The sequence below is a fragment of the Roseovarius sp. D22-M7 genome (assembly GCF_037083785.1).
Classification (GTDB): domain Bacteria; phylum Pseudomonadota; class Alphaproteobacteria; order Rhodobacterales; family Rhodobacteraceae; genus Roseovarius.
On record NZ_JBAPKY010000079.1, the window covers coordinates 1 to 11,400 of the forward strand.

An 11,400-nucleotide genomic window follows, 5' to 3' on the forward strand; every position below is an offset into this window, starting at 1 on the left:
AAATACCGGCGCTTCTTCTTCTCCATCGGACACTCCTTCCGTTAGCTCGAAAGCCTATCATGGGTGTCCACCAATCCCAGGCAGGATCACTCCAGATCAGATCGCCTTGGTGGGTACGAAGCTGTTCACGTGGCGACAACAGATCCTGTTCTTCCTGGGTGATATCGTTGCCGAAAGGAAAGGAGCCCAACTGATCTTGTCTATCTCCCAGCCAATCGCGGACCCTTTCAGGGGTGTTGACCTTCCAGCGATCCGGAACTTTCCACTTCTGCCGCAGCTTACCGGCACTGCGCGCCTCCTCTGCCAGTCCATCCTGAAACCGGCTGTCGCTAATCCGGATCATCTCCTGAATGGTTTCGGCGTCCGAGCGGCCTCGCAGATCGGCAATGCCATATTCGGGGACAACGATATCGCGCAAGTGGCGGGGAATCGTTTCGGTCGGGTAGGACCAGGGGATGTTAGAGACGAGCTTGCCGCGCGTCCGGCGGGTCGCGGGCAGGGGCAGTATCGAACGCGCACCCTCTAGCGCGAAGGCCTGGCTCACGAAGTCAAATTGCCCGCCGACGCCGTCCACGACCTGGCCATCCTCGAGCGCATCCGATATCGCCGCGCCGAGTGCCGTGACTTTCATCGAACCGTTGATGAAGCGCGCGCCGGCCCGCACCGCGCGCTTCTTTTGCTCGTCACCGTAGAGCGCATTTGTATAAGATATCGGACGCATGTCGATCGCACGCCGCGTTGTCATCGCCATGCTGCGCAGCCGGCGGTAGAAGTCACGGCTTTCGATGAAAAAGCCCGCATGTATCGCGGCGCCGTCTCGCACCTGCCGGATAACGCCTGCCTCAAAAAGGGCCAGAAGCCCCTCACCCAGCATTTTGGTGACGCAGTAGAGCCCGGCCTCGAAGGAGCCCTGATGATCCTCGGGCGCTGGTGCAGGGAAGGGGCATTCCAGTACAAGGTCTCGGTGTGCCGCGGGTTCTTGGTGGCGCAAGCGAAGGGCATGGGCGACAGCATCTCCCATCGCACCGATCCCGATCTGAAGCGTACCGCCATCGGGCACCAGCCGCGAAACATGAAGCCCGATGGCGTGATCGGCAAGAGAGAGCGGCTGGCGGGGGGCCGAGAACAGCTCGAAATCGGTCTTCGGATCGTCGAGCAGGAGATCCGGCTCCATCGGCTCGATCACAGCCGATCCGGGCATGAAGGGCAGTTCGCTGTTGATCTCGCCTGCAAAAAGGAACGCCGTCTTTCCTTGTCGGCGCAACGCCAGCAGGTCGGACGAGATATCGGTGTTGCAAGACAGGCTGAGCCGGCCGTCGGCGTCCCGCGCGAGCAGCTGTGCAACGACGTTCGGCTCTCGCGCCAGGAGATAGCCAAGCACGTGGGTGTACTTGGCCGAGATATGGTTCTGCTGCGCAGTCGGGTGCCTGAGCCATTTGCCCGGCAGGAAGAAGAATTCCTGCACAGCTATGTTTTTGGGCAAGGAGTCCCGCCGCAGAAGCTCTGCGTACTGCAGCGCCGGATACCTTCCGAACAGCCTGTCGCGCGCCGGCCCGATGAAGCGGCTGCCGATCGGATCGCGCGGATTTGGGCGTTCGAGAGTGAGAGCCGTGAAAATCGAAAGGTGGATGGCTCGGTCTTCGAGGGCGTGTTCCATGAGGGCGTTGACGATGGTGTTCGCCTTGCCCAGACCGAGCGGCAGCGCGAGACGGATATCGCGGTTCGTCTGCTGGATGATGTCGGCCGCAATCCGGGCGGCGTCGAATCGGACGGTTGGGGCCCTTCCATTCACAGGTCGCTCCAGCCCTTGTCGGGTTCGAACCTGGGACCGTGTCGCCTGGCCATTTCGACCAGCCGGTCGTGTATCTCGGCGGGGCCGCGCGTGCGGGCGTAATGCATCGGCCCGCCCCGGAACGGGGCAAACCCGGTGGCGAAGATCATCGCAGCGTCCAGCGTGCGTTCGTCGGCGACGACCTCGCGCCGCAGGCATTCGACGCAGGAATCGAGTAACGGCAGGATCAGCCGGTCCTCGAGATCGTCGGGTGGATCAGCGTCCGAGACGCGCTTGTCTGGCTTGCTATCCGACCATGTGTAAAGGCCCTTGCCGGCTTTCTGCCCCGTGTTCCCCTGTTTGACCAAGTCCTTGAGCCGGTCGGAAATTTCGGCCAGGGGCTTTTCGACCCCGGCTCCGAGGCTGTTGCCGACGGCGAGGCAGATATCGAGGCCGACGCGATCCGCAAGTTCGACCGGCCCCATCGGAAACCCGAACTCTTCGGCCGCCTTGTCGATGCTGGCCGGTGAGACCCCTTCGTCGATCAACGACATCGCCTCGAGCAGATAGGGTGTCAGGGCGCGGTTCACGAGAAAGCCGGGATAATCGGAAACACGCGCCGGCAGCTTGTCCAGGCTGCCGCAGAACGCGGCGAGGCGGTCCAGCACGTGCGTATCGGTCCGCGGCTGCCCCACCACCTCGACGAGTTGCATTCTGGCCACGGGATTGAAGAAGTGAAGACCCGCGAACCGCTCCGGCCGCGCTACTTGCCCCGCCAAACCGACCACCGACAGGCTGGACGTGTTCGTCGCAAGGATCGCGTCGGTTTTCATGCGCTCTTCAAGACCGTGGTAAATCTTCGCCTTCAGCCCGCCATCCTCCGGCACGGCCTCGATCACCAGATCGGCCTTGGCCGCGCCGTATCCCTTCGGGTCGGGCATCATCCGGTCGACCGCATCACGCACCTGCCGATCGGAAAGATGCGCCTCTTTCGCGATCTCGACGGTGCGTGAAACGGCGGCACCGAGCGCGGCGGTGTCGATGTCTTCCAGCGTCACCGAAAGACCCCGCACCGCCGTCCAGGCCGCGATATCGGCCCCCATCATGCCTGCACCGACCACGTGAAGCCGCGCGATGTCATGAGCGCCGCGGGCCGCCTGTTTCAGGGTCTGGCGCAGGAAAAACACGCGGCGCAGGTTCGTCGCTGTGTCGGTTTTCAGAAGTTCCGCAAAACTCTCGATCTCGGCGGTTTGCATCGCGGCCGAATCGCCGCCATGCCTTTCCCAAAGGTCGATGAGCCGGTAGGGGGCGGGGTAATGGTCCTGGCGGGCCTTCTCGGCGGTCTTCGCGCGCATCTCACGCGCCGAATAGAGGCGCGCGGGACGCAGCGAGAGCGCCCTGGCCTTCAGCCCGGAGCCGGCCTGCTCAAGCTCGCCCCGGACCGCCGCCCCGGCGGCGCCCCGCACGTGACGTTCCTCGACCACGGCGTCGGCGATGCCGAGGCGCTTGGCTTTGCCGGTATGCGCCGATTTTCCGGTGAGCATCAGCCTCATCGCCTCTGTCGGGTCGATCAGCCTTGTCAGCCGGAATGTCCCGCCAAGCCCGGGATGCAGGCCCAGCTGGACTTCGGGAAAGCCGAAGCTCGCGCCGTCCACGGCCAGCCGATAATCGCAGGCCAGTGCAAGCTCGAACCCCGCGCCGAGCGCCGCGCCGTGAACCACCGCGATCGTCGGGCAGGGCAGCGCCTCTAGGCGGTCAAGTACGTGATGCCCCGCGCGCAGCGCCTCGGGCACCTTGCCATGTTCTAGCAAGTCCTCGATCTCGGAGATATCGGCCCCGGCGGCAAAGCCGGCGGTTTTGGATGAGCGGATCACCACTGCCCCGGGCGTGTCCTTTTCCAGGGCCGACAGATGGTTGCGCAGCCCCTCGATCACGGCGTTCGATATCGTGTTGGCGCCGCTGTCGGGCAGATCGAGGATCAGCCATGTGATGCCGTCATCGTCGGTTGCGCAGCGCCATGGGCCGTCCTGCATGGCATCGCGGGCGGGGCCCAGTTCCAGCCCAGTGCCTGACAGATGGTTCAGAACGGGGGTGTTGGTCATGCCGCCTCCAGCAACATTGCGCCGCCCTGTCCGCCGCCGATGCATTCCGTCGCGATGCCCCGCGTTGCGCCCTTGCGGCGCATGGCATTGGCCAGATGCAGGACGATCCGGTTGCCGCTGGTGCCGACAGGATGGCCAAGCGAGACGGCCCCGCCATCGACATTCAGCCGGTCGCGCGCGATCTCGCCAAAGGCGGCCTCCAGGCCCAGAACGTCACGACAGAACGCCTCGTCTTTCCACGCAGCGAGGCAGGCCAGCACCTGTGCCGCGAAGGCCTCGTTGATCTCCCACAATCCTATATCCTCGCGCGCAAGCTTCTGTCTTTGCAGGATCGCGGTGGACGACAGGACCGGCCCGAGCCCCATGATCGACGGGTCGAGTGCGGACCACTCGGCGTCCGCTATCCGGGCAAGCGGGGATAGCCCGTGGCGTTCGACAGCCGTTTCCGAGGCGACCAGCACCCACGAGGCCCCATCGGTGATCTGCGAGGAATTCCCGGGCGTCACCTTGCCGTAGGGCGGCTCGAAGACGGGCGTCAACCCGGCGAGTTTTTCGCTGCTGGAGTCGCGCCGGACCCCGTCATCGGCCTCAAAGACCGTACAGTCGCGATCGAAGGCCGGCATGACTTCATCCGACAGCACGTCCGCGTCCTGCGCGCGGGCCAGACGGTGGTGGCTTTCGACGGCGTATGCGTCGGCGGCGCCGCGCGTGATATCGAAATGATGCGCCAGAATCTCGGCCGTCTGGCCCATGTTGAGGTCCGTGATCGGATCGGTCAGACCGCGTTCGAGCCCGATGATCGGCTTCAGGAAATCGGGGCGCACAGCGCTCATGTGCCTGGCGATATCGACGGGGCCGCCGGTCCGGCCGAGGCCCGCATACCAGTCCACCGCCGCCTTGCGGAAGACCAGCGGCGCATGGCTGAGCGCCTCGGCCCCGCCCGCGAGGATCATCTCGTGCGAGCCGTCGCGCACATAGCGACAGGCCGTGTCGATCGATTGCATGCCGGAGCCGCAATTGATCTGCACGGTGAAGGCGACCTGCGTCTCGCCCAGCCCGAGGCGCAACGCCGCGATGCGGGCGGGGTTCATCTCGTCCGGGATGACGTTGACGCAGCCCAAGATGACGAGGTCGATCGCCTCGGCCCCGAAAGGCTGACGCGCCAGCAACGGCCTGCCACACTGCACGGCCAGATCCACGGGGGTGAAGGGGCCGGGTCCGGTCCGGGCTTTCAGGAACGGCGTGCGCGCGCCATCGACGAGATAGACAGGACGGCTCATTGGGCGGCTTCCTTTTTTACGTCAGACTGCGCCCCCGGGAAAAGCGCGTGGATTTCCTCTGGCGAAAACGCGTCGACGCGAACGACGTCGGCCACGGCCGCCTGCGTCTTGCGAAGGGCGTCCGCCTGTGCCTCTGTGATCGTGCCGTCTTCAAGGCCCTCATCGACGGTCTTGCCCGCCTTCACGAGCGCTTTCATCAATGTCTCGTTTTCACAGACAAGTGCGTAGGCATTCAAAAGCAGGTCCACACCTTCGCCCCGGCACCCGGTGAAGAGGCCCCCGGCGATGCGCTCGCGCGTCTCCGAGGGGGTGTAGATCAGCCCGGCGCAGGCTTCGGTCAGGGTATCTGTCGGACCGCGACGCGTGGCCGGGCGGATCAGCGCGCGCAGCACCATTGATATGCCGCGGGCCGGGAAATTCGCCAGCACTTCATCCAGGCTCTTCGAGATCGTCCGGAAGGCGTCTGCCGCCGCGTACTCTACCAACGGCAGATCGGCCCGCTGCCGGCCTTCGTCCTCCCAGCGTTTCAAGACACCTGAAAGGATGTAAAGCTCCGACATCACGTCGCCCAGCCGGGCCGAGATCATCTCGCGCCGTTTCAGGTCGCCGCCAAGGATCAGGAACGCCGCGTCCGAGACAAGCGCGAAGGCTGCGGCCCAGCGGGACATCTGGCAGTAGATCGGCGTGACGGCACCCGCGGCGGGGGCCGGTGCGAACCGTCCGCCGGTCCAGGCCCGGCCGCAGGCGCGAAAGAGCGTTTTCACCGAGTGGCGGACATGCGACCAGAACGCGATGTGAAAGGCCGACAGCGATTCTACTTCGTCTTCGATTTGAAGCGCCTGCATCTCATCGAGAATATGGGGATGCGCCCGGATCGCGCCCTGGCCGAAAATGATGAGGTTGCGCGTCAGGATGTTCGCGCCTTCCACGGTGATCCCGATGGGCACGGCGCGGTATATGGGCGACAGGTAATTGAGCGGGCCGTCGATGACGGCCTTGCCGGAATGCACGTCCATCGCGTCATTTATGGCGTCGCGCATCCGGTAGGTCGCATGCGCCTTCATGATGCCCGAGATCACGGCAAGATTGCGCCCCTCGTCAAGACCTGCGCAGGTGAGCCGTCGCGCGGCATCGAGCGCATAGGCATTTGCTGCCAGCCGTGCCAAGGGCTCCTGGACGCCGCCGAATTTGCCGATGGGTGTGCCGAATTGCTGGCGGATCCGCGAATAGGCCCCGGTCGTGCAAGCGGCCATCGCCGTGGCGGCGGCAGACAGCGACGGCAGCGATATCCCGCGTCCCGCCGCCAGTGCGCTCATGAGCATCATCCAGCCGCGCCCGGCATAAGCCTCGCCACCGATGATGTGATCGAGCGGAATGAACACGTCTTTGCCGGTCGTCGGACCATTGTGGAACATTGTGCCGGCGGGGATGTGACGGTGTCCGGTCTGGACCCCGGGCAGGTCGGTCGGCACCAGCGCACAGGTGATGCCGATCTCCTCGTCTCCGTCCAGAAGCCCCTCGGGATCGGTCATCCTGAAGGCGAGACCAAGCACCGTGCAGACCGGCGACAGCGTGATGTAGCGCTTGGCCCAGTTCAGCCGGATGCCTGTGACCTCCTTGCCGTTCCAGTGCCCCTTGCACACGACACCGCTATCGACCATCGATGCGGCATCCGACCCCGCCTCCTCGCTGGTCAGCGCGAAGGCCGGCATTTCGCGCCCGTCGGCAAGCCGTGGCAGCCAATGGTTCCGTTGCGCCTCGGTGCCGAATTGCAGCAGAAGCTCTCCGGGTCCGAGCGAGTTCGGGACCATCACCGTGACGGCCGTGGCCACCGACCGCGTCGAGATATAGCGGATGATTTCGGAGTGCCCGAAGGCGGTAAAGCCCAGCCCGCCATGGCTTTCGGGAATGATCATCCCGAAGAACTTCTCTCGCTTCAGGAAGGCCCAGGCTTCGGGCGGCAGATCGGCGCTCTGGTGACTGATCTTCCAGTCGTCGATCATCTCGCACAATTCTCGGCATGGCCCGTCGATGAACGCGCGTTCGGCCTCGCTGAGTTCCGGCTTGGGAACCGCCAGAAGCCGCGACCAGTCCGGGTTGCCCGAGAAGATTTCGGCCTCCCACCAGACGTCCCCGGCATTGAGGGCCTCGCTTTCCGTTTCGGAGAGCGTCGGAAGAGCCGACTTTGCCCAGCGATGAATCGGCCGGGTCAGGGTTTTCAATCCAGCAGACATATCGGGTCCTTTCCTACCGGAATTTTTCCCGGATCGCGCTTGGTAGGTTTTCGTCCTGAGACTGCATTCCACATTAACGTACGTTAAATGCGTCACGGTTCGGCCAGTTACAATAATCTGACCGAGATTGACCGGATCCTGTCATCGCCGCAGCAAAGATGGGTGTCGTGAAGCATGCAATATCAAGAGCCCCGGTTGGTGTGCGCGAAGAGCGACAGCACATGCTCGCGAAAGCCTCAGGGTTGTTCAACGATGGCCGCGTCTGGTCCCGATCCGTCATGGACCCCCCGCAGCAGCAGGGAAACATGCTGGAATGCTGCAAGGCTGCAATATCTTGGACCGGGTCCGCATGTGTACATCCCGACCGATCTCACGGGTCGGAAAGTCTCTGCCCCGCGCCCGCCTGACCGTCTGAGCCTGACCCTTGGCGTGTCGCACCCCTATGCTGCCTCGTTCGACACAGCTGTCGACGTGATCACGGGCGCCGAACGGTTGGCGATCTCTTCGGGCATGGGCGCGGCCGGACCGCCAGCCATGCGTATGACTAGCGCGGCGAGCGACACGATCATGCCGCCCGAGCCGCCGTCAAGCCTGCCTTTCATCCGGACTGGCAAGGATCTTGGAGGCCCCGAACCGGACCGCGCCGTTGCACCGCGATAAGGAGGAAGTCCAATGCCGAATGTGACTCAGAAACTGATCGAAAGACATCTGGTAGAGGGCGACATGACGCCCGGCGAGCCGATCGCACTCCGTATTGACCAGACCCTGACCCAGGATGCGACCGGCACGCTGGTCATGCTGGCGCTAGAACAGCTTGATCCCGAGCGCGTGGCGACCGAGGTCTCGGTGCAATATGTCGACCACAATCTCCTGCAGACCGACAATCGCAATGCCGACGATCACCTCTTTCTTGAAACCGCGTGCCGCCGTTACGGGGTGTGGTTCAGCCGCGCCGGGAACGGCGTCAGCCATCCGCTGCACATGGCGTATTTCGGCCGGCCGGGCGCGTCTCTTCTGGGATCGGACAGCCACACGCCGGCGGCCGGCGCCCTTGGCATGCTTGCCATTGGGGCGGGCGGCCTCGACGTGGCCGTCGCAATGGCGGGACAGCCGTTCCGGATGACGATGCCCGAAGTCTGGGGCGTGCGCCTGACCGGAAAGCTGCCCGACTGGGTCAGCGCCAAGGACGTCGTGCTCGAAATGCTACGTCGTCACGGGGTGTCGGGCGGCGCCGGTCGCATCATCGAATATCACGGACCTGGGCTAGACGAGCTTGGCGCGATGGATCGTCATGTCATCGCGAACATGGGCACGGAGCTGGGTGCCACGACCACAGTCTTTCCCGCTGACGCGACAGTCAGGGGCTATCTCGAGCGAAACGAACGGGCCGAGACGTGGCAAGAGATTGTGAGCGACGACGACGCGGACTACGACCTGACCGGAGAGATCGACCTGTCAAGGCTCGAGCCGCTTATCGCGAAGCCGTCAAGCCCCGGCAATGTCGTGCCCGTGCGCGAGGTCGCCGGCGAGGACATCGCCCAGTCATATATCGGATCCTCGGCGAATCCGGGCTTCCGCGATTTCGCCGTGGTTGCCGAAATGGTGGAAGGCCGCCGGATCGCCAATGGCGTATCGCTGGACATCAACCCGACTTCACGGGATGTTCTGGGCAAGTTGACCCGCACCGGCCATTTGGCAAAACTGATCGCGTCAGGGGCGCGGCTGCATCAGGCGGGCTGCAATGGCTGTATCGGCATGGGGCAGGCCCCGGCCATTGGCCGCAACAGCCTGCGTACGGTGCCACGGAATTTCCCAGACCGTTCTGGCACCCCCGAAGACAGCGTGTTTCTCTGCAGTCCTGAGACGGCCGCCGCCTCGGCCCTGACCGGCAGGATCTCGGACCCGCGGGAGATGGAGATGCATTATCCGACGATCGCGGCGCCACCTGCGCTGCACGATCCGGGCCAATTCCTTGAGCCGCTGGCGCAGGAGGACGCTGTTGCGACACAGATAATAAAGGGGCCGGGCATAGATCCGATGCCCGAGTTCGAAGCGGTGCCGGATTGTCTGGAATTGCCGGTCCTTTTGTCCATGGGAGATGACATTTCCACCGACGAGATCATGCCCGCCGGTGCCGAAGTTCTGCCCTTCCGCAGCAGCGTCCAGCAGATCTCGGAGTTCGCGTTCCGGGTGGTGGACGAAGAGCATGCGGCCCGTGCCCGCGAAACCGGAAACCACGCTGTGACCGCGGGCGAGAATTATGGGCAAGGATCAAGCCGGGAGCATGCCGCCGTCGCACCACGCCACCTGGGCCTCCGCGCAGTTGTTGCCAAGTCCTTTTCGCGCATCCATCTCGCGAACCTGGTGAATTACGGGGTCGTTCCGCTGCGGCTCGAAGCCGATCAGGAGCAACCTGCGGCGGGCAGCGTCGTCTTGCTAGACGGATTGCACGAGGCACTTGATACCGGAACAGCGCCGGCCGCACGAGTGAAGGACGGCGACGAGCTGCGTCTTCAACTTTGCCTCAGCCCACGCGAAGCCGCGATCGTGCGGGCAGGCGGACTGATGAACCGATTACGAGAGGATACCCGGAAATTGTGAAGGAGCAAACGGCGCTGTCAAAAGAAAGTGGCTTGGGGGCGAGTTTGGCGCCGCCATACCCTTCTCGGATGACGAAACGCGATCCTTTGAAGTACTTCAAGACCAGCCGGGAAATCATCCGTATGGCAGTGACCTGCACCCCCGGTCGTCCCTCGTTCATCACGAGATTCCTTGGGGTTGTGATTGAGGCTGATCGGCCTTTCAGCGATCACTTATATGCGGATCGTTCGGCCCGACGGTGGTCGTCGTGCCGGTGATCGCGCTGGCGTGGATGCTGGTCTAACATTGGGCATAGGCACCTGCGCGCTCGGTCCCGGTCCGGGGGACTGCGGCTACGTGACCAAAGAACTGCCGGACTATGGAGCGACTTCAGCTTTCGGCACCTCGCCCGAGAACGTAGTTGGCCCGGTTCTCCATCATCTCACGCCGCCGATCCAACATGTCGGTGCGTCTGTAAGCACGCTCGACGTCCTTCCGACAGTATGCCGCGCGACAAACAAGGTGAGAAGCCGTGTTGCCTCATCCGAGAAATGTTTCAAAAATGATACGCAAGTAGGCCGTTTCAAAAATCTGCATCGTTCCAAACGCTNGCCGTGTTGCCTCATCCGAGAAATGTTTCAAAAATGATACGCAAGTAGGCCGTTTCAAAAATCTGCATCGTTCCAAACGCTCGCCGCTATAACCATGGCATGACAGTTGATCTGAAATCCTTGCAATCGGCCTACGCCAAGGTCGCAGTCCTCGTGCTGCATGACCCGGTGTGCCTGCCGATCTTTGAACGCATCGAGCGGGAAATCGCAGCAGTGGAGGTCAAGGGCGACGCGATCAGCCGCGCACGCGCCGTCGCGGCCCGTCACAGGGCGGTCTCCTGAATCAGCGCTTGCAGGTTCAGCAGGCTTGCGCCCTTGCCGTAACGCTCACGGTTCAGCGCGTGGCCCATGAGATCGCGCCTGATCCGTTCGTCAACACCAGCAGCAAGCATCCGATCCTCGAAGCTGTGGCGCAGGCCGTAGAGCGTGTGCCCTGATGTTTCGAGCAGGCCAGCCCCGCGGAGATACTTGTTGACCGTCGCGGACAGGCTGGCGGCGCTTCTGCGATAGCGGGGGAAGCCGTCCGGAAATTCGCGCATGGCCTCACGGCTGACGCCGCATAGTGGAATGACGCGCCGCGCGTTGGCACTTTTCAGTTGGCGCCCGACCGGCTCGATCGACACATGCGGCACGTTGGCCGTCAGCCTGATCTGATCGGCGGTCAGTGCCGCCAACTCACTCGGACGCGCGCCGGTTTTGACCATGGCCAGAAGGCAGGGCAATCGCATTAGCAGGCTGCTGAAAAACCCCGCCTCGACATGGATTTGAGAACGTGATTCACCCTTTGCACGGCATGTAGGGGGATGACGATGCGCGGGACGG

Annotated in this window: 7 protein-coding genes; 2 read left to right on the top strand and 5 right to left on the bottom strand. The window is 63.6% G+C overall.

Translation table 11 applies throughout. The features are described 5' to 3' along the window. The 4 genes from V8324_RS19890 to V8324_RS19905 form a co-directional block, all read right to left on the bottom strand. Window positions 1–1,792: acetyl-CoA hydrolase/transferase C-terminal domain-containing protein (locus V8324_RS19890; RefSeq protein WP_336421646.1), on the bottom strand; the 1,792-nt coding region annotated here is incomplete at its 3' end. Beyond that, on the bottom strand, window positions 1,789–3,873 hold the full coding sequence (locus V8324_RS19895) for a 3-hydroxyacyl-CoA dehydrogenase NAD-binding domain-containing protein (RefSeq protein ID WP_336421647.1): 2,085 nt from the start codon (window positions 3,871–3,873) through the stop codon (window positions 1,789–1,791). The genes V8324_RS19890 and V8324_RS19895, both read right to left, overlap by 4 nt. Beyond that, the gene (locus tag V8324_RS19900) at window positions 3,870–5,153 is read right to left on the bottom strand and encodes an acetyl-CoA C-acetyltransferase (protein WP_336421648.1); all 1,284 of its coding nucleotides are present in this window, start codon (window positions 5,151–5,153) and stop codon (window positions 3,870–3,872) included. The genes V8324_RS19895 and V8324_RS19900 overlap by 4 nt, the downstream gene beginning before the upstream one ends. Beyond that, entirely contained in the window at window positions 5,150–7,387 is a 2,238-nt protein-coding gene (locus V8324_RS19905; RefSeq protein ID WP_336421649.1) for an acyl-CoA dehydrogenase, read from the bottom strand. The genes V8324_RS19900 and V8324_RS19905 overlap by 4 nt, the downstream gene beginning before the upstream one ends. Before the next feature lie 672 nt (window positions 7,388–8,059). Here V8324_RS19905 and V8324_RS19910 point away from each other — a divergent pair. Together V8324_RS19910 and V8324_RS19915 are read left to right on the top strand one after the other, a co-directional pair. Further along, complete coding sequence (locus V8324_RS19910; protein ID WP_336421650.1) at window positions 8,060–9,988, top strand: aconitate hydratase; 1,929 nt, start codon at window positions 8,060–8,062, stop codon at window positions 9,986–9,988. A 689-nt stretch (window positions 9,989–10,677) separates the two neighbouring features. Beyond that, window positions 10,678–10,860: a hypothetical protein gene (locus tag V8324_RS19915; RefSeq protein ID WP_336421651.1), complete on the top strand. Its 183-nt coding sequence runs from the start codon at window positions 10,678–10,680 to the stop codon at window positions 10,858–10,860. On the opposite strand, the gene V8324_RS19920 is transcribed toward V8324_RS19915, so the two are convergent. Further along, window positions 10,842–11,400, bottom strand: a 559-nt coding sequence (locus V8324_RS19920) for a tyrosine-type recombinase/integrase (protein ID WP_336421652.1), incomplete at its 5' end; no start/stop codon positions are given. The two genes, V8324_RS19915 and V8324_RS19920, sit on opposite strands and share 19 nt — an antisense overlap.

Coding starts and splice junctions, on each gene's coding strand:
- V8324_RS19895 (WP_336421647.1), bottom strand. CDS start 3,873: ATGACCAACACCCCCGTTCTGAACCATCTGTCAGGCACTGGGCTGGAA.
- V8324_RS19900 (WP_336421648.1), bottom strand. CDS start 5,153: ATGAGCCGTCCTGTCTATCTCGTCGATGGCGCGCGCACGCCGTTCCTG.
- V8324_RS19905 (WP_336421649.1), bottom strand. CDS start 7,387: ATGTCTGCTGGATTGAAAACCCTGACCCGGCCGATTCATCGCTGGGCA.
- V8324_RS19910 (WP_336421650.1), top strand. CDS start 8,060: ATGCCGAATGTGACTCAGAAACTGATCGAAAGACATCTGGTAGAGGGC.
- V8324_RS19915 (WP_336421651.1), top strand. CDS start 10,678: ATGACAGTTGATCTGAAATCCTTGCAATCGGCCTACGCCAAGGTCGCA.